Annotated in this window: 15 protein-coding genes; 13 read left to right on the top strand and 2 right to left on the bottom strand. The window is 28.8% G+C overall.

What is annotated here, in order from left to right:
- Positions 1-31: 31 nt before the first annotated feature.
- The 11 genes from carB to EG57_RS0219940 all read left to right on the top strand — a co-directional run bounded on the left by carB (position 32) and on the right by EG57_RS0219940 (position 15,598).
- Positions 32-3,220 (top strand): carbamoyl-phosphate synthase (glutamine-hydrolyzing) large subunit, encoded by a 3,189-nt coding sequence (carB, locus tag EG57_RS0219890; protein ID WP_032078866.1) that lies wholly within the window; start codon positions 32-34, stop codon positions 3,218-3,220.
- Positions 3,221-3,419: 199 nt separating this feature from the next.
- Complete coding sequence (locus tag EG57_RS27090; protein WP_032078867.1) at positions 3,420-4,193, top strand: hypothetical protein; 774 nt, start codon at positions 3,420-3,422, stop codon at positions 4,191-4,193.
- A 14-nt stretch (positions 4,194-4,207) separates the two neighbouring features.
- A complete protein-coding gene (locus EG57_RS0219900) occupies positions 4,208-4,990 on the top strand; it encodes a sugar phosphate isomerase/epimerase family protein (protein WP_032078868.1) in 783 nt (260 codons plus the stop codon).
- Positions 4,991-5,163: 173 nt separating this feature from the next.
- A complete protein-coding gene (gene tig / locus EG57_RS0219905; RefSeq protein ID WP_032078869.1) occupies positions 5,164-6,456 on the top strand; it encodes a trigger factor in 1,293 nt (430 codons plus the stop codon).
- A 107-nt stretch (positions 6,457-6,563) separates the two neighbouring features.
- The gene (gene clpP / locus EG57_RS0219910; protein WP_032078870.1) at positions 6,564-7,148 is read left to right on the top strand and encodes an ATP-dependent Clp endopeptidase proteolytic subunit ClpP; all 585 of its coding nucleotides are present in this window, start codon (positions 6,564-6,566) and stop codon (positions 7,146-7,148) included.
- A gap of 20 nt (positions 7,149-7,168) precedes the next feature.
- Positions 7,169-8,458 (top strand): ATP-dependent Clp protease ATP-binding subunit ClpX, encoded by a 1,290-nt coding sequence (clpX, locus tag EG57_RS0219915; RefSeq protein ID WP_032078871.1) that lies wholly within the window; start codon positions 7,169-7,171, stop codon positions 8,456-8,458.
- 215 nt (positions 8,459-8,673) lie between these two features.
- On the top strand, positions 8,674-10,353 hold the full coding sequence (lonB, locus tag EG57_RS0219920; RefSeq protein ID WP_032078872.1) for an ATP-dependent protease LonB: 1,680 nt from the start codon (positions 8,674-8,676) through the stop codon (positions 10,351-10,353).
- 224 nt (positions 10,354-10,577) lie between these two features.
- Positions 10,578-12,899 carry an endopeptidase La gene (gene lon / locus EG57_RS0219925; protein WP_032078873.1) on the top strand — a complete coding sequence of 774 codons (2,322 nt, stop codon included), beginning with the start codon at positions 10,578-10,580 and terminating at the stop codon, positions 12,897-12,899.
- A 14-nt stretch (positions 12,900-12,913) separates the two neighbouring features.
- Positions 12,914-13,501 (top strand): ribosome biogenesis GTP-binding protein YihA/YsxC, encoded by a 588-nt coding sequence (gene yihA, locus EG57_RS0219930; protein ID WP_032078874.1) that lies wholly within the window; start codon positions 12,914-12,916, stop codon positions 13,499-13,501.
- A gap of 41 nt (positions 13,502-13,542) precedes the next feature.
- A complete protein-coding gene (locus tag EG57_RS0219935; RefSeq protein WP_032078875.1) occupies positions 13,543-14,322 on the top strand; it encodes a CPBP family intramembrane glutamic endopeptidase in 780 nt (259 codons plus the stop codon).
- A gap of 322 nt (positions 14,323-14,644) precedes the next feature.
- Complete coding sequence (locus tag EG57_RS0219940) at positions 14,645-15,598, top strand: helix-turn-helix transcriptional regulator (RefSeq protein ID WP_032078876.1); 954 nt, start codon at positions 14,645-14,647, stop codon at positions 15,596-15,598.
- A 162-nt stretch (positions 15,599-15,760) separates the two neighbouring features.
- Here EG57_RS0219940 and EG57_RS0219945 read toward each other — a convergent pair whose 3' ends face one another.
- Positions 15,761-16,693: a hypothetical protein gene (locus EG57_RS0219945; protein ID WP_032078877.1), complete on the bottom strand. Its 933-nt coding sequence runs from the start codon at positions 16,691-16,693 to the stop codon at positions 15,761-15,763.
- Between the two features lie 133 nt (positions 16,694-16,826).
- Between EG57_RS0219945 and EG57_RS0219950 the strand changes: the two genes are divergently transcribed.
- The gene (locus tag EG57_RS0219950; protein WP_032078878.1) at positions 16,827-18,065 is read left to right on the top strand and encodes an ABC transporter substrate-binding protein; all 1,239 of its coding nucleotides are present in this window, start codon (positions 16,827-16,829) and stop codon (positions 18,063-18,065) included.
- Positions 18,066-18,167: 102 nt separating this feature from the next.
- Here the strand turns inward: EG57_RS0219950 and perR are convergent, their stop codons facing one another.
- On the bottom strand, positions 18,168-18,578 hold the full coding sequence (gene perR / locus EG57_RS0219955; protein WP_032078879.1) for a transcriptional regulator PerR: 411 nt from the start codon (positions 18,576-18,578) through the stop codon (positions 18,168-18,170).
- Between the two features lie 636 nt (positions 18,579-19,214).
- On the opposite strand from perR, the gene EG57_RS0219960 reads away from it, so the two are divergent.
- Positions 19,215-20,555 (top strand): APC family permease, encoded by a 1,341-nt coding sequence (locus EG57_RS0219960; protein ID WP_032078880.1) that lies wholly within the window; start codon positions 19,215-19,217, stop codon positions 20,553-20,555.
- Positions 20,556-20,647 lie beyond the last annotated feature (92 nt).

Consider the following 20,647-nt stretch of genomic DNA (forward strand, 5'->3'; position numbering starts at 1 on the left):
CTAAAGGTTTGGAAATCAGGAGGTAGCAATAATGGCTTTAGATAAAAGTTTAAAAAAAGTTTTAATATTAGGATCAGGTCCAATAATAATAGGTCAAGCAGCTGAATTTGATTATTCAGGAACCCAAGCATGTAAGGCTATAAAAGAAGAAGGGATAGAAACAATTCTTATAAACAGTAATCCAGCCACTATAATGACAGATAGCAATATGGCGGATAAGGTTTATATAGAACCTTTAACTTTAGAATGTGTAAAAGAAATAATAAAAAAAGAAAGACCAGATGGAATTTTAGCAGGATTTGGAGGTCAAACTGCATTAAATCTTGCTATGGAATTGAAAAAATATGGTGTGCTAGATGAATTTAAAGTAAAACTTTTAGGAATAAATAGTGAAGCTATAAAAAAGGCAGAGGATAGAGAAGAATTTAAAAAGCTAATGATAGAAACTAATCAACCTATACCTATGAGTATTATAGCTACTAATGTAGATGAATGTGTTGATTTTGTGGATAAATATGGTTTTCCAGTAATAATAAGACCTGCATATACACTTGGGGGAACTGGGGGCGGAATAGCTGAAAATATGGATGAACTCTTAGAAATATGCGATTTGGGAATAAAAATGAGTCCTATAGGTCAAATACTTTTGGAGCAAAGTGTAGCAGGGTGGAAAGAGCTTGAATATGAAGTTATAAGGGATGGAAAAGATAATTGTATCATTATATGTAATATGGAAAATATAGATCCTGTAGGTATACACACAGGTGACAGTATAGTAGTAGCACCTTCACAAACTTTAAGAGATAAGGAATATCATATGCTTAGAAAAGCAGCTATAGATATAATAAGAAGTCTTAAAATAGAAGGTGGATGTAATATACAATTTGCATTGGATACAGAAAGCAGCAATTATGTAGTAATAGAAGTTAACCCTAGGGTTAGTCGTTCTAGTGCTTTGGCTTCAAAAGCCACAGGATATCCTATAGCAAAAATAGCATCAAAAATAGCTATTGGTTACAGTTTAGATGAATTGAAAAATTATGTTACTGGAAGTTCAAGTGCTTGTTTTGAACCAACTTTAGATTATGTGGTAACAAAAATACCAAAGTGGCCATTTGATAAATTTAGTAGAGCAGAGAGAATGTTAGGTACTCAAATGAAGGCTACAGGGGAAGTAATGGCAATAAGCAGAACTTTTGAAAGTTCATTATTAAAAGCTGTAACATCTTTAGATGGAAAGTTCTCTACTTTAAAGATACACAAGATGGAAGAAATGACTGTAGATGAACTTATAGAAAAAATAAAAATGCAGGATGATCAAAGAATATTTGCTGTAACAGAGGCTTTAAGAAAAGGGGTCACTGTAGAGGAATTGCATAATATAACTAAAATAGATAAATGGTTTTTAAATGGTATAAATAATATTGTAGTTATGGAAAATAGATTAAAAACAGAAAAAATGAATGCGAGCCTTTTATATGATGCAGAAGCAATGGGATTTATAGAAGAAGAAATATATAGAATTTCAGGAGCATCTAAAGAAGAAATAGATGATTTTAGAGTTAAGAACAATATATATCCAGTGTACAAAATGGTTGATACCTGCAGCGGAGAGTTTGAAGCACAAACACCTTATTACTATTCTTGTTATGAGGATGAAGATGAAAATATAATAACTGATGATAAAAAAGTATTGGTAATAGGTTCAGGTCCTATAAGAATAGGACAAGGGATAGAATTTGATTACTGCTGTGTACATGGTGTATGGGCTATAAAAGAAACTGGACATAAAGCAATAATAATAAATAATAACCCTGAAACAGTAAGTACTGATTTTGATATAGCAGATAAGCTTTATTTTGAACCACTTCATATTGATGATGTGATGAATATTGTAAATAGAGAAAAGGTAGAAGGCGTTATAGTTCAGCTTGGTGGACAGACATCTATAAATTTAGCACAAAAACTTTGTGAAAAAGGTGTGAAGATATTAGGAAGTTCTTTTGAAGCTATAGATCTTGCAGAAGATAGAGATAAGTTTAGAAAGTTTCTACAACAACTTGATATTCCATCACCAACAGGAACAGCAGTTACAAGTATTGATGAAGCTTATAAAGCAGTAGATGAACTTCAATATCCAGTGGTAGTAAGACCTTCCTATGTAATCGGAGGACGTGCGATGGAAGTAGTATATGACAAAAAAGGTCTTACAAAATATATGAATGAGGCAGTTCAGGTTTCAACAGATCATAACATTCTTATAGATAGATATATTAAAGGAACAGAAATAGAAGTTGATGCTATATGTGATGGAGAAGATATATTAATGCCAGGAATAATGGAGCATGTAGAAAGAACAGGAGTTCATTCAGGAGATAGTATAACAGTGTATCCTTATATGACTTTAAAAGAACAAACAATAAATGCTTTAATTGAATATACGAAAAAGATAGCAAAGAATATGAATATAATAGGACTTGTCAATATACAATATGTATTTGATGGAAATAATGTTTATGTAATAGAAGTTAATCCAAGAGCATCAAGAACAGTGCCTATACTCAGCAAAGTTACTGGTGTACCAATGGTTAAAATAGCTGTAGAAGTTATGTTAGGAAAAAAATTAAGTGAGTTTAAGTATGGTACAGGTCTTTTAAAGAATAAAGATTTATTTGCTGTAAAAGTACCCGTTTTTTCAGGAGAAAAGCTAGCTGATGCAGATATGTACTTGGGACCAGAAATGAAATCTACAGGAGAAGTATTAGGAGTAGATCATACTTTAGATAAGGCTATATATAAAGGATTTAGCGCTTCTGGTGTAAATATAGTTACAGAAGGAAGTATTTATGTATCACTAAAAGATGTAGATAAAAAAGAAGGAATATGCATAATAAAAGAGTATCAAAAACTTGGATTTAAATTTTATGCTTCAGAAGGAACTGGTAACTATTTAAAGGAAAATGAAATGGATTGTATAATAATAGGTGTGGATAAGGTTTCAGAACTTATAGTGGATGGAAAAATAAAAATGCTTATAAATACACCAACCAGAGGAAACAATCCTGAAAGTGAAGGATTTAAGTTAAGGCGTAAAGCTGCAGAATATAGGGTTCCAGTATTTACATGTATAGATACTGCAAAAATATTTTTAACAGCTATAAATTTTAAAAATAGTAATGAGAAAATAGAGTATATGAGCATGTTAGAATATTTAAATTAGTATTAAAAAATCTTATGGGAATTGTTTTCATAAGATTTTTTTATTTAAACTAATTTGAGTCTTACAAATGATGTATTTAAAATAGTAACAAAAAATTATTATTATTTATCCTTTTGGGATATAATAAATAATGAGTTATTATGGTATAATAAAAGAACAATAGTATAATTTTTAATATTTTATGTAGGAGGAATTGAAGGTGGCAAAACCAAGTATATTTAGTAAGGACTATGAAAAGAAAATGAGAAGAAGAAGGAAAACAATCACCTTCGCTGTTGTTATAGGTGTTGTTTTAGTTATATTTACAGTAATATATGCCAAAGGAATATTTAAGGATATGAATAAGAACACAAATCAGGCTAAGAATGTTACTACAGATAATACTAAAGAAACAAAAAAACAACCAGAAATAACTCCTAAAAAGGAACAAAAAACAGAAAAACCAGCAGGTTATGCAATTAGTTTAAGTAATGGAAAAAGTATAAATGCAATATATGAAACTAAAAATGGAGATAAAGTTTTTAAAGGGGTATCGCCAACGGAAGGTAACGTAGTTTATAGTATAAGTCCATCAGGAAAGAATATGATAGTTTATGATGATAAAGTTCAAGGTATTATACTTATAGATATAAATGGGAATAAGCAAGATGTAAGCAATATGCAATATACTGCAAGTGATGGAACAGTAATAGCAAGGAATGCACAACTTTCAGCGCAACCTAATTATATATGGTGTTCTTCACCAAGGTTTATAGATGAAAATAATATTGCATATATAAGCCAGCTTCCATGGTTGGGAAAGACTACAAAGTATGTTTGGATTGAGACTATTTCAAATAAAAATCAAATGTTAGTTCAAAATGTTCCAGAAAGTGAAGATGTAAAATTTGATAAATTAACAGATAGAGGATTAACAGTAATTTCAAGTGGTAAAACTTTATTTTTAACGTCAGATGGAAATGTTAGTGAGTAAGTTTGGAGGACATAATGGAAATAGGTATATCGTCAGCTAGTTTTTATCCTAATATTGATACTGAAAACAGTATAAGTTTCATGAGTAATTTAGGATTTAAAAGTGGAGAAATATTTTTAAATAGTCCTAGCGAATATGAAGAGGATTTTGCAGAAAAAGTTTTGGAAGAAAAGCTTAAGTATAATTTTAAAATTCATTCAGTTCATTGTTTATCTTCAGCTTTTGAACCTTATCTTTTTGATGATTATAAGAGAAGAAGAGATGACATGTTTTTATATTTTAAAAAGATATGTAAAGCAGCTAAGATTTTAGGTGCTAAGTGTTATACTTTTCATGGGATGCGATACAAGAATATAAATGATTTAAACTATAAATTTACATTAGAAATATATAATAAATTAACATATTTAGCTATGGAAGAAGGCATAAAGCTTGCTCAAGAAAATGTATCTTGGTGTATGTCTTCAGATTTAAGATTTTTAAATATGATAAAGGAAAATATAAAATATCCAGTATATTTTACGTTAGACATAAAGCAGGCATATAAAGCACATACGCTTCCAGAAAAGTACATGGACATAATGGGGAGTTCTATGGTCAATTTTCATATAAATGATAGAGATGATAACAATGTTTGTTTATTGCCAGGAAAAGGTGATGTGAATTTTAAAAAAATATCTTGTAAATTAAAGGAAATAGGTTATAATGAAATAGGAATTATTGAAGTATATAGTAATAACTATTCTAATTATGATGAAATTAGAGCTTCAAAGCAATTTTTGACTAATGAAATATAAATTAAAAATTAATTGTAAAATTTATATTTTTTGGTATATAATTATAATACAGAAATTTAATCTAAAACTTAAATAACTCATAACATTAATTCAATGTATGTTAATACTTTTAAATATATGTTATAATGTTGTGGTTAACATAAGCACGTATGGTGAGTAGGAGGAATAGTATAATGAATGCTAAAGTAGAAAAAATAGAAAATAATGTTGTAAAATTAGAAATAACAGTTGATTCACAAGAATTTAAGGGAGCAATGAAAAAGGCATTTAATAAAAATGCTAAAAAGTTTAATATACCAGGATTTAGAAAAGGTAAGGCTCCAAAGAATATAATAGAAAAATATTATGGAAATAATGTATTTTATGAAGATGCAATAAATTTCTGTTGTGATGATACATATCCAAAAGCTTTGCAAGAAAATGATGTAAAGCCAGTTGATTATCCACAAATAGACATAGTTCAAATCGAAGAAGGAAAAGATTTCATATATACAGCGAAAGTAACTGTTGTTCCAGAGGTAAAACTTGGAGACTACAAGGGATTAGAAGTTAAGAAAAATGTATATGAAATAAAAGATGAAGAAATTGATAATGAATTAAAAGCAATGCAACAAAAAAATGCAAGAGTTGAAACAAAAGAAGAAGGTTCAATTGAAAAAGGAAACATAGCAATTGTAGACTTTAAAGGTTTTGTTGATGATAAAGCTTTTGAAGGCGGAGAAGGAAAAGATTATGAACTAGAAATTGGTTCAGGCACATTTATAGATAACTTTGAAGACCAGTTAGTAGGTTTAAACAAAGGAGATTCAAAGGATGTTGTAGTAACATTCCCAGCAGAATATGGTAAAGAAGAACTAAATGGCAAGGAAGCAACTTTTAAAGTTACTGTTAAAGATATAAAATTAAAAGAGCTACCAGCTTTAGATGATGAATTTGCTAAAGAAGTTTCAGAATTTGATACATTAGATGAATTAAAAGCAGATTTAAAGAAAAAGATGGAAGAAGCAAATGAATTAAGAAGTAAGAGAGAATATGAAGAAGCAGTTATTGATGCGGTTTGTGAAAATGTAACAATAGATATTCCTAAAGCTATGATAGATAAAGAAATTGACAATATGCTAAAAGATCTAGAAATGAGATTAAAATATCAAGGATTAGACCTTCAAACATATTATCAATATACCAACAATACAGAAGAAAAAGTTAGAGAATATATGAAAGAAACTGCAGAGAAGAGAGTAAAGACTGATTTAACTGTTGAAGAAATATCAAAAGTGGAAAAAATTGAAGCAACAGAAGAAGAACTTTTAGCTAAAGCAGCAGAAATGGCAAAACAATATGGCGGAAAAGACATCGAAAAGACATCAAAATTAATCCTAGATTCACAGAAAAGTTATTTAGAACTTGGTGTAATTAATGAAAAAGTTATAAAGATGTTAGTAGACAATAGTAAAGAAATAGCATAGTATGTTAAAAGGATTAATTGCCAGGAATTTTTCTGGCAATTAATTTTAAACTTATAAATTTTAAATGGGTTAAAATCATTCATATGATTTAAAAGGAGGAGAGAATTATGAGTTTAGTACCAGTAGTTGTTGAACAAACTAATAGAGGAGAGAGATCTTATGATATCTATTCTAGACTGCTGAAAGACAGAGTAGTAATGTTAACTGAAGAAGTTAATGATGTAACTGCTAGTCTTGTGGTTGCACAATTACTTTTCTTAGAGGCTGAAGATCCTGATAAGGATATATATTTATACATAAATAGCCCCGGAGGTTCTATAACAGCTGGAATGGCAATTTATGATACAATGCAATATATAAAACCAGATGTATCTACAATATGCATAGGAATGGCTGCTTCAATGGGAGCCTTTTTACTAAATGCAGGTGCAAAAGGAAAAAGGGTTGCACTTCCAAATGCCGAAATTATGATACATCAACCATTAGGAGGATTCCAAGGTCAAGCAACAGATATAGGCATTCATGCTGAAAGAATACTAAAAATAAAGAAAAAGCTGAATACTATATTTAGTGAAAGAACAGGTCAACCATTAGAGATTATTGAAAAGGATACAGAGAGAGATAACTTTATGTCAGCAGCAGAAGCTAAAGAATATGGACTTATAGACGAAATTATGGTAAAGAAGAAATAACCTTATAGAGAGGTGTAGAGATGGCCAAAATTGATGATAAAAAGCAATTAAAATGTTCTTTTTGTGGTAAAACTCAAGATCAAGTTAGAAGATTAATAGCGGGGCCAGGCGTATACATTTGTGATGAATGTATAGAACTTTGTTCTGAAATAATAACTGATGATTTTGAAGAAGATGCTCAAGTAGATATGACATCTCTTCCAAAACCAATAGAAATAAAAAACTATCTTGATCAATATGTAATAGGTCAAAATGAAGCAAAAAAGTCTTTGGCAGTAGCAGTTTATAATCATTATAAGAGAATAAATTCAAATGCCAACAATGATGATGTAGAATTACAAAAAAGTAATATTCTATTACTAGGACCTACAGGTTCTGGAAAAACCCTTTTAGCACAAACATTAGCTAAGTTTTTAAATGTTCCATTTGCAATTGCAGATGCTACAACTTTGACTGAAGCTGGTTATGTAGGTGAGGATGTTGAAAATATACTTCTAAAGCTTATTCAAAATTCCGATTATGACATAGAAAGAGCAGAAAGAGGAATTGTATATATAGACGAAATAGATAAGATAGCTAGAAAGTCAGAGAATCCATCTATAACAAGAGATGTATCTGGAGAAGGAGTACAACAAGCATTGTTAAAAATACTTGAAGGTACAGTAGCTTCAGTGCCACCTCAAGGAGGAAGAAAGCATCCACATCAAGAATTTATACAAATAAATACTACTAATATACTATTTATTTGTGGTGGTGCATTTGATGGAGTTGACAAAATTATTGAAAGTAGAACTAGAGTAAGCACCCTAGGATTTGGAGCTGAAATACAGTCTAAAAAGGAAAAAGATATAGGAAAACTTTTGCAAGAAATAATGCCAGGAGATCTTTTGAAATTTGGCCTTATTCCTGAATTTGTAGGAAGACTTCCTATAGTAGTGACTCTTGATGCATTAGATAAGAATGCATTAATTAGTATATTAAAAGAGCCTAAAAATGCACTTGTTAAGCAGTATAAGAGGCTTTTCGAAATCGATAATGTTGAACTGGATTTTCAAGATGAAGCCTTGGAAGCTATAGCAAGTGAAGCTGTAAAAAGAAATACAGGTGCTAGAGGGTTAAGAGCTATAATTGAGGAAACAATGAAGGATATAATGTTTGAAATTCCTTCAAAAGAAGAAATTGCTAAAGTAGTTATAAACAAAGATACTATAGAAACAAAGAAGCCAGAGCTTATTAATGCAGAAGGAGATAAAAGAACTCCTATAAAAGTAAAAAAGTCTAGAACAAGAAAAGGCTCGGAAAGCGCATAATATGATGATAAAAGAGTACTGTTTTTATTCAGTACTCTTTTTTATTTTAAAATAAAGTTCATATAACAATTTAGTAAAAATTTTATAATATAAGATTTTTATAGAATATACAAAATGAAAAGTGTGCATAATATGAAAATGACAGTATCCATGAAAAATAATAATATTATAACCTATAGTCATGAAATAAAACTATTGGAGAGAGGTTTTAAACGATGATGTACACTTTAATGATTATTGAAATGGTATTTACTATAATTATGGGACTTTATTTTTTTAATGCACTTAAAGGTCAAAAATCAAACAGGATAGTTATTGATAAAGAAAGTAAAAAAGAAATGGAGAATTTAAAAAAGCTTAGGAATATAAAACTCACAGAACCTCTTACAGAAAAGAGCAGACCATCAAATTTTAATGAAATCATAGGTCAGGAAAAGGGAATAAAGGCTCTTCAAGCAGCACTTTGTGGTCCAAATCCACAGCATGTAATAATATATGGACCTCCGGGAGTTGGTAAAACAGCTGCGGCTAGATTAGTGCTTAAATATGCTAAGAAAAAAGTATATTCTCCTTTTAATGAAGTTTCAAAGTTTATTGAAATAGATGCTACAACTATAAGGTTTGATGATAGAGGAATAGCTGATCCTCTTATAGGTTCTGTCCATGATCCAATCTATCAGGGAGCAGGACCTTTAGGAGTTGCTGGTATACCTCAGCCTAAGCCAGGGGCAGTTACAAAGGCTCATGGAGGTATATTATTTATTGATGAAATAGGTGAACTTCATCATATAGAAATGAATAAGCTTTTAAAGGTATTAGAAGATAGAAAAGTCTTTTTAGATAGTTCATATTACAACTCATCAGATACAAATATGCCAACCTATATTAGGGATATTTTTGAGAATGGTCTTCCAGCTGATTTTAGGCTCGTGGGAGCAACAACAAGGAATCCAGAGGAAATCACTCCAGCTTTAAGATCTAGATGTGTTGAAGTGTTTTTTAGAGCACTTAACCCAGAAGAAATAAGAACAATAGCTCTTAATGCTGTAAATAAAATAGGTTTTAACATAGATGATAAAGCTTGTAGTATGGTAGGTAAGTATTGTGAAAATGGTAGAGATGCTGTAAACTTAATTCAATTAGCTTCAGGCATAGCTTTAAATGAGGATAGAAATGATATTACAATAGAAGATGTTGAATGGGTAATTGAAAATGGACAATATTCACCAAGATTTGAAAAAACAATAAACGATAGGCCTGCTGTGGGGTATGTTAATGGTTTAGCTGTTTATGGATCAAACATTGGAGCTGTAATGGAAATAGAGGCCACGGCCCAAAAATCCAATACTAGAAAAGGAGTATTGAAAATAACAGGTATTGTAGAAGAAGAGGAAATAAGTAATCAAAATAGAAAAATGATAAGAACTAGTACAGCTAGATGTTCTGTAGAAAATGTTATTACTGTTATTGAGAGAACCTTTGGGTTAAATTGTGACGAATATGATATACATATAAATTTTTCAGGAGGAGCACCAGTAGATGGACCTTCTGCAGGCATAAGCATTGCTACAGCAGTATACAGTGCTATAAGCAATGTCCCAGTAAGTAATGAAGTTGCAATGACAGGAGAATTGTCTATACATGGAGATGTAAGAGCTGTTGGTGGAGTAAATGCTAAGGTTCAGGCAGCAAAAAAAGCAGGTGCTAAAGTTGTTATAATACCGGATGAAAATTGGCAGCAAAGTTTTTCTAAGTTAGATGGAGTAGAGGTTATAACAGTTAAAAATATAAAAGAAGTTATAAAAATAGCGTTGGAAAAAGAAAAGGTGAAAGATAAATCTAAATGCATAAATACTAACGTTGATGTATTAGCAGCAGAATCTATAAAAGCTTAAAATCAAAAAAAGTATTTTAATACTAAATTTATTTTTGTGTTAAAATACTTTTTTATATGATTTTTAATTTAAAAATGATAAGCTACTTGTTTATAATCTAAAAAACATAACAACTTGAATAGAGTAATTGAAAAAAAACTATTTTATGGGTATAATATATTAGTCTAATTATATATTAAATTATTATTAAGTTGAAATAAATTAAAAAAGTGAGGGGAGAAATAATGGAGAAAAATTTAGAAGTTCTTCCTCTGATTCCGTTAAGAGGCATTACTGTGTTTCCGTATATGGTTTTACATTTTGATGTTGGCAGAGAAAAGTCTATAGGTGCGATTGAAGAAGCAATGCTTAATGAACAAAAAGTATTTTTAGCAGCTCAAAAAGAGGCCAAGATTGAAGAACCTGAAGAAGAAGATATATTTGTAATGGGGACTATTTGTAATATAAAGCAGATTCTTAAGCTACCAGGTGATACTATAAGAGTATTAGTAGAAGGAGAAAGTAGAGGAAAGCTATCAAGATATATTGAAAAAGAACCATTTTTAAAAGTTGAAGTTGAAAGCTTAGTGGATGAAGATGGTATTAACAATAATAAATGTGAAGCGTTAGTTCGTTCTATTAGGAAAAATTTTGATGAGTACATAAAGTTATCGGGAAGTATACCAATAGATACGATAGTTACACTTGAGGAGTTGAATAATCCAGGAAGGCTTGCAGATGTTATAAGTTCCTATCTTATGCTTAAGCAAGAAAAAAAGCAGGAACTTTTAAACACTTATGAAGTAGAAGAAAGGCTTCAAAAACTTTTAGATATATTGATTAATGAAGTTGACATATTAAAGATAGAGAGAAAAATAGGTGTAAAAGTAAAGAATAAAATTGATAAAGTACAGAAGGAATATTATCTAAAAGAACAACTAAAAGCTATACAAGAAGAACTTGGAGAAGAAGACGAAGACAAGAAAGAATTAGCTAAATATAAGAATAAAATAAGTAAAGCTAAGCTTCCTAAAAATGTTAAAGAAAAAGCTTTATATGAATTAGAAAGATTAAAGAATAATGGAGGGTATTCGGCAGAAAGTGGAGTAATAAGAACATATCTTGACTGGATATTAGATCTTCCTTGGAATAAACAAACAGAAGATAACTTAGATATAAAATCAGCTAGAGAGGTATTGGAAAAAGAACATTATGGACTTGAGGACGTAAAGGATAGAATAATTGAATATTTAGCTGTTAAAAAGATGAGTAATTCATTAAAAGGACCAATACTTTGTCTTGTTGGACCTCCAGGAGTAGGAAAGACTTCTATAGGTAAATCTATAGCTCATGCTTTAAACAGAAATTTTGTTAGAATGTCATTAGGTGGCGTTAGGGATGAAGCTGAAATAAGAGGACATAGGAAAACTTATGTAGGAGCTATTCCAGGAAGAATAATATATGGAATGAAGCAGGCTAAGTCAAAAAATCCTTTGTTTTTATTGGATGAAATAGACAAGATGAGCAATGATTTTAAAGGTGATCCAGCAGATGCACTTTTAGAAGTATTAGATAGTGAACAAAATAATACATTTAGAGATCATTATCTTGAATTGGAATTTGATTTATCAAATGTATTGTTTATAACTACAGCTAATAGCTTGGAAAATATACCTAGACCATTATTAGATAGAATGGAAATAATAGAGGTTTCAGGATATACCAGTGAAGAAAAGTTTCATATAGCAAAAGAACATTTAGTAGATAAAGAGTTAAAATCACATGAAATAGATGATGATAAGGTGAAAATATCTGATTCAGCTATACAACTTATAATAGATAGTTATACAAGGGAATCAGGAGTTAGAAGCTTAGAAAGAAAAATATCTTCTGTAATAAGAAAAGCCATAGCAGAAATTATGGAAAAAGATAAAAAGAGAATAATACTCAATTCAACTAAAGTAAAGACTTATCTTGGACCTGAAATATTCACTTATGATAAAGCTGATGAAGAAGATAAGGTTGGAGTAGTAATGGGAATGGCATGGACAGGATATGGTGGAGATACTTTACCAATAGAAGTAAGTGTTATGCCTGGAACAGGAAAGTTAGAACTAACGGGTCAATTAGGTGATGTCATGAAGGAATCTGCTAAAGCTGGTTATAGTTATGTTAGAGCTAATGCTCATAAATATGGAATAGAAGGTAATTTCTATAAAGAGAAGGATTTACATATACACGTTCCAGAAGGTGCTGTACCTAAAGATGGTCCATCAGCAGGTGTTACAATGATAACTGCAATTATATCTGCATTAAGTGGCATAAAGGTTAAGCATAATGTAGCTATGACTGGTGAAATAACCTTAACAGGTAGGGTCCTTCCAATAGGTGGACTTAAGGAAAAAAGTTTAGCTGCATATAGAGCTGGTATTACTACAGTAATAATACCAAAGGATAATGAAAAAGATTTAATAAAAATACCAAAAGTCGTTAAAAGTAAGATAAATTATATATTGGCAGATAAAATAGATATTGTTTTAGAAAATGCCTTAGTTAAAAATGAGTAGGTGAAAATAAATTTATGGAAATAAAACAATCGGAATTTGTAATTTCAGCAGTTGTACCGAATCAATATCCGCAAGATAATAGAGTCGAAATAGCTTTTGTAGGAAGATCTAATGTAGGAAAATCATCTTTAATAAATACTTTAGTTAATAGGAGAAAGCTCGTTAAAGTAAGTGGTACTCCTGGAAAAACTAGGTTAGTAAACTTTTTTATTATAAATAATGAATTTTATTTTGTTGATTTACCTGGATATGGATATGCAAAGGTTTCAAAGTCAGAAAAGGAAAATTGGGGAAAAGTAATTGAAAGATATTTAACGGGAAGAGAACAATTAAAAAAAGTTATACTACTTGTTGATTGCAGGCATAAACCAACTGAGGACGACATAATTATGTATAAATGGATAAAGCATTATAATTATGATGCCATTATAGTGGCAACTAAAATTGATAAATTGAAAAAAGCTGAATTGAGAAAGAATTTGAAAGTTATTAGAGAAACATTTGAATTAAGTAATGAAGAAGAAGTGTTCACCTTTTCTTCGTTAAAGAAATTGGGTAAAGAAGAACTTTTGGATGCAATTGAGCAGTGTATAAATAGATAGCTGCTATAAGAGTTGAGGATACGGAATAAGGAGAATATATAATGGTAAAATATGATCTTATTAAAGACCTGCTTGTATTTCTATTTGTTTATGTTCCTCCAATTGTAATTTTTATAAGATTTTCTCGAGAAAGAAATATAAGTAAGATATTATTAACTATAATAGCTTTAGTGTATTTGATAGCATCTTTATTTACGAATAATATCTTTCCATTTATTTTTACAGTTATTAATATTAGATATTTAAAAAAAGCTAATAGAGTATATAGCTTATGTTTATCAAATGAAAATTTAAAACATACTTTAAGTGAAAGATTAAGTGATGATTTTAAGAGATTTGGATTTAGTTTGAAAGAATTCAATCTTATTTCAGCTATAAAATTGACAGCTTTTTCTTATGTTGTAATAATTATAATTGCTAATATAGAAACTATGATTGTTTCTATATTTAATGTTCAAGTTAAAGAACAAGAAGTAGTTACTTGGATGTCTAACATGCCATTAAATAGATTCCTGATAATAATTCCAATAGTTATAATTTTTGCACCAATACTTGAAGAATTTATTTTTAGATGGTTGATATTTGAAAAAATATTTACACCTAGGATAGGCATTTATTTAGCAGCTTTATTGAGTAGTACAATTTTTGGTTTTATTCATTTTAATTTGAGAGCTTTTCCTTTATTGATTTGGATAGGAATGTACAATTGCTATTTAATAGAAAAGAAGGGATATTGGTACTCTGTATTCAATCATTTTACATTTAATTTTATAACTACTATGGTACTGTTAATAACCAAATTATCTAAAGTTAACATGTGAAAATGGGCATGTATAGTTTTCAAGCTATATATGTCTATTTTTTATATCTTTCAGTTTAGTCAGTAATTTAAAAACATCAAGTGATTCTTAGACTCAGGTGGAGTTTGCTTGTGAGGAATACCTCTCTCCATCTGAGTCTTAGAAGAACTTATCCAGGCGCGTAGCAGTGCTTATCCCCAACTTGAAGAAGATGGGGGTATTAGCAATGGTAGCGATCGGATAAAAATTTATTTTAATATTTTATATGAAAATGCTAAAAAAATTGCTAAAAATGCCGATATAATTAAAGATTAGGATAAAATTATACTGGGGGTAAAAAAGTATGTCTAAAATTTCTCATTTAATAGAAATGATAATTACATTACAATACAAAGGACTTACTACAGCAACGGAATTAGCAGAAACTTTAGAAGTTGATAAAAAAACTATATATAGATATATTAATAGTTTAAATAAGGCTAACATACCAGTGCATACTAAAAAAGGTAGGTATGGAGGATTTTATATAGATCAAGAATTTTATATGAAACCGTCAAAGCTTAACAAAGAAGAATTACAATCTTTGCTCATGTCTACGCAAATACTTACAAAAGAAAATGGCTTTACATATGAGAAAGACTTACAAACAGCTGTAACAAAAATAAAGAGTTTGTGTGTGAATTCTAATGATGAACTAAAGTATTTAAATGAAAATGGAAATTTTAAAATTAATGAAGCTGGTGGATTACAAAACTTACAAGATAAGATATCTCAAATAAATTATGCTATGAGTAGAGGAAGAACTTTAAGCATAAACTATTTTTCTGCAAATAAAAATAATTTGACTATAAAAAAAGTAGATCCATATAACTTGATTTTTAGAGAAGGTGCATGGTATATAATAGGTTACTATTATAAGAGTGATCGAGTTGAAAGCTTTAAAATATCAAGAATACAGAATTTAAAGATAACAGATGAAATATATATGATACCTCACACATTTTCTTTGAAAACATATCTAGAAGAAAATTGGGCTGTTTTTAAAGGAGATAAAAATAAAGTTATAATAAGGTTTGATAAAAATATTTCAGACTTTATAGAAAATGGGAAATGGCATCCTGATGAGCAATTACAAAAATTAGATGATGGATCATTATTGCTAATTATGTATTTGGATGAATTTCAAGAAGTGAAAAATTGGATATTGGGATTTGGTAAAAATGCAGAAGTTATTGAACCTGTAAAATTGAGAGAAGAAATAAAAAAAGAAATAGAAGATATGTATAAAAAATACTAAAAACTTTATCAAAAAGTGAATAAAATTTTTCAAATTAGGATATTATAATAAATGTAATTAGGAGATATAATCTCCTAAAGTGTCAAGCAAATTATATTTGAGTTTGTTTGATACTATAACCCCCCATCCCCCTTGGGACCGTAAAACGGTCCCTTTTGTTTTTTAAAATAAATAAGAAATTTTAAAGTAATAATTTCCTTTATTGACCTCACTAGGAGTTAATAAAAGGTTGATAGTATAATTCTTTACTGTTTTTTTATCTGAATTTGATACACCTCTGAAATTTAAAGTCCAATATACTTCAGAAACTTCTCCATCCTCATTACACTTGTTTTCTTTAAATATAGCATCTTGAAATACATAAGTACTATTATCTGAAGATAGCTGTTTTATAAGTGGCAAATTTTTATCAGATAAGTTGGGGGTAAATATATCTTTAGGCTTATAAGATTCTTCTTGAGGAAGACTCTGTATAAATTGAATAAAAGTAGCTATTGTGTCTGTTCCCATAAAAGTAGTATTGTTATCGTAATTATAATTTTTAAATTTATAATTTAAAAATATATAATTTGAAAGAGTAACAGTGTTGCCTTGAAACTTACCTGATATTACCTTTGGAGTTTTATTATTTTTGCAATCAATAAATCCTAAAATATTATTGGAATTTGAAAGTACATTGTCAAATTTATTACCGTTCCAAATAAAAACATATTGAATAGGGTTGTCTTTATTTGAAGCCTGAATAAATATTTCAGGAACTTTATCCCTTGATACATCCATAAGAGTTACTCTCATAGGCCAGTAAGATGAATAATTGAATAAAGCAGAAGAGTTTTTATATGGAGTAATAGGATAATTTTTATCTTTAATTTTAATATCAATAGAATACTTATCATTAAATCTTTTTACTGAGAGTATGTCCTTTTTTCCATCACCATCAAAGTCAGCTTTTAATACTTTGCTTTCAGAAACAGTATTAAAAGTTGGAGAATAATGCTTTGATAAAAGTAGTATAACTATCAATATAAAAATTATCAATGTAAGTATTATAAAGTAAATATATTTCTTTTTTAGAAATATCACTCTAAATTTCATATGTTTCACCTCCATTTAATTATATGAAATTATTATATATTTAATTATTATGTGCAAAATAAAATTAGAAGTACTTTGCATATGAAAAATTTAATGTTTAAGTTTTTAGCTAGAAAGGAGGTAACTAAACTTTATGATTTGCAAGAAAAAAAGTGTAGCATTATTTTTAATATTGCTATTTGTTATCAATATTGTGGCTTGTAATAAGGCAAAGGATTCAGAAAAAGAAAAACAATTAAATATATATGTGGATTTAAAAGATAAAGAGAGTTCAAGTATATTGAAATCGGCAATAGAAGGATACAAAAAAGATAATCCTAAAGTAAAAGTTAGCATTAATAATGCTATGGGAGGTAAAATAGAAGAAGATATAGGTAAGAATAATAATGCTGATATAGTAGTTACTTCTAGGAATAATATGATTAAGTTAAGTAGAAAAGGATTATTAAGTGATATAGGAAATCTTTATGATGATAGTAATCTTAATGATAAATATTATACTATATTAAATTCTTATGGAAGGTTTAATGATAAATATTACGGGATTGGTTTAATTCCATATACAATAGAAACTTTTTATAATGAAAGTTATTTTAAAAAAGAAAATTTAAAAATTCCATCTAGTATTGATGAATTAAAAAACACATTAAAAAGTTTAAATGAAAAATCAATAAAAATTCCTGTAATTTTAACAGAAGATTTAGATATAAACAATGGATTAGCTTCTATGATAATAAATAACAAAGTCAGTATGAGAAAATTAGAAAGCAAGTATGATAGTGGAGCTGAGTTTTACAAGTCTTTAGGTGAAATTCAGCAGGCATTTGATGATATGGCAGCTTTTATAAAACAAAATAATATAAACAAAAACACTTTTGAAATTGGAAATGAAAGCAGTATAAATAAATTTATAAAAGGGAATTTACCTTTGATTATAAGTTCATCATATTATGTTAAAGATTTTAAAGATGAAAATAAAGATATAAAAATTATGGATAGTTTTACCGGTAGCAATTCTTCAAAAATGGTTGTACCTGTAATTTGTAATTCTATAATTTGCATACCTGTAAACAGTAAAAATAGTGAAGAAATAAATAGTTTCGTAAAATTTATTATAAATGACGATTTTCAGAAAAAGCTTTTGGGAGAAGGTTTTGTAACTGGAAACAAGAAGGTAAATAGTTCTATAAAATCTGGGGTTAAATCTGTTGTGGTTAAACATCTAAAAGAAAGTACTGAAGACAATATAATTTTTTTAGAAAATGTTTCTGAAAAACTAAAAAGTGGAATGTCCTCTAAAATAGATGAATTGTTATCGGGCAAGCCAAGTACAAAAATGTGGGAAGAGATTGTAAATGATGCCTATAAGTAAAAAACAATTAACTTTATTCCATAAAACACATTTGTTTCAAAAAAATTACACTTCAGATTTTAAATTTAGTATCTGAAGTGTAAAAAGTTAATTAAGTTAAATTTAATTTTTGCAATTTTTACATATTCCGTAAAAGTATACTTGATTTCCTACTATATCATATTCAGTATAACTTTTAATTTTGTCATTTAAATCAGAAAAACAAATTCCGTCTATATCTTCTACTTTTCCACAGCTAAGACATTGTATGTGAGGATGTGGTAGAACATTTCCATCATATCTAAAGTTTCCCTCACCAACGTTAATTTCTTGAACAAGGTTTACTTCAACTAGAGTTTTTAAAGCCTTATAAACAGTTGCAAGGCTCATAGTAGGATATTCTGGTTGAAGCGCTGTATATATTGTCTCAGCAGATGGATGCTCTTTAGTTGATTGTAAAAATTTATATACTGCAATTCTTTGTGGAGTAAGTTTTAATTTTTTTTCTCTAAAAATACTAGATAAAGTATCCATACACACCATCCTTATTATATAATTGATAATATTATATAATAAAAATTATTTGTTGTCAAAAGTAATTTTATACCAATAAATAATAATACACTAAAGTAACAAAATAGTAAAGTACTTAGTATGTTTTTTATAAAAATATAAATAATAACAAATTATTTATATAAAAAGAATATACCATATTTAGTATTAATAAAAGCTATAATTTAACAGAAAATAAAATCTATTCAATATATAGAATGAATAAAGCTTGATTTTATGCAAAAAGTTAATTATAAAATCTATTTTTGAAATAACTAATTATAAAATTATAAAGTAAATTATATCAAATTAAAATAATATTTGTTATTGTTATGTATTTTTGGTTAACGAAGTATTTTTGTAAATGAAACCAATTATTCATTTATTTTAATTTATTGCACTAATATAGTTAAAAAAATAACGAAATAAAAGTAGAACTAAGTAAGTTAAATTTTGAAATTATAAAATATGTTCGTCAAATCCTGCAATTTTCAACGTTTTGTATAAAATGCATAAACTATTATAAAATTTATCTTGATTTAAAGCAAAATAGATGTTAATATTTTATCGTGATAAGAATTTATCACATTTTAAAATTTGTAGGGAGGTAATCTCAAAATGGGTAAAAGTGAATTAAAAAAAGAAATAGGTCTTGTACCTGCTCTTGCAATCGTTATCGGTATGGTTATCGGTTCAGGGGTATTCTTTAAACCTACAGCTATATTTACATCAACAGGAGCTCCTGGACTAGGTATGATGGCTTGGGTTTTAGGTGGAATTATATCTATAGCAGGCGGACTTACAGCAGCTGAAATATCTGCAGCAATACCTAAAACAGGTGGTATGATAGCATATTTGGAAGAAACTTATGGTGATGTTTGGGGGTATCTTTTAGGATGGGCACAAACAATCATATATATTCCAGCAAATATAGCTGCACTTGCAATAATATTTGCAACACAGGTAACATCGTTATTAAGTTTAAGTGATTCAATGTTAAAGCCAGTAGCAATTATAGTAATTATATTTTTAATATGCATGAACGCATTGGGATCAAAAACAGGTGGAATTATTCAAACTGTATCTACAGTAGGTAAGTTAATACCTTTATTTGCAATTATAATAGTTGGACTTATGAATGGCGGCGGTGGAGCAGCAAGATTATTCCCAGTAACAGCTGCTAATCATCCAATAGCTACAAGTCTTGGGTCAGCTCTAGTAGCTACAATGTTTGCATATGAAGGTTGGATTAATGTTGGAGCTATATCAGGAGAAATGAAAAATCCAGGTAAAGATTTACCAAGAGCTATTGTTGGCGGATTATCATTAGTTATGGCAGTATATGTAATAATAAATGTAGCTTATTTATTTGTATTACCAGCATCTACTCTTGCTGCTACAAAAACACCAGCTGCTGATGTTGCAAAAGTAATTTTCGGACAAGCAGGTGGTAAAGTTATAACTGTAGGTATATTAGTATCTATATTTGGAGCACTAAATGGATACATATTAACAGGAGCTAGAATACCTTATGCAATGGCAACAGAAAATAAATTACCAGGAAGTAAGTGGTTATCAAAGTTACATCCAACTTTTAAATCACCTATAAATAGTAGTATATTAATAGCTGTTGTATCAATAATACTTGTATTTTCAGGAAAGTTTGATCAGTTAACTGACTTATTGGTATTTGTAATATGGATATTCTATGTTATGACATTCTGTGCAGTAATTACTCTTAGAAAAAAACAGCCAGATTTGTATAGACCATACAAAGTTCCACTATATCCTATAATTCCAGCTATAGCTATTATAGGCGGAGCTTATATAATATTTAACACTTTACTTACCCAACCTATGAATGCAGGAATAGGTATCCTACTTACTGTAATAGGTTATCCTATATATTTATCAAGAAAGAATAAATTTAAAAAAGCGGATGAAGAATATACTGCTTAAGATTTAAGAGAAAACCTGTAGATAAAAAATATCTACAGGTTTATTTTTATATACAAAATGTATATTTAAATTAATAATAATTTGTCCATTTT

The organism is Clostridium drakei (assembly GCF_000633595.2).
GTDB classification, from domain to species: domain Bacteria; phylum Bacillota; class Clostridia; order Clostridiales; family Clostridiaceae; genus Clostridium_AM; species Clostridium_AM drakei.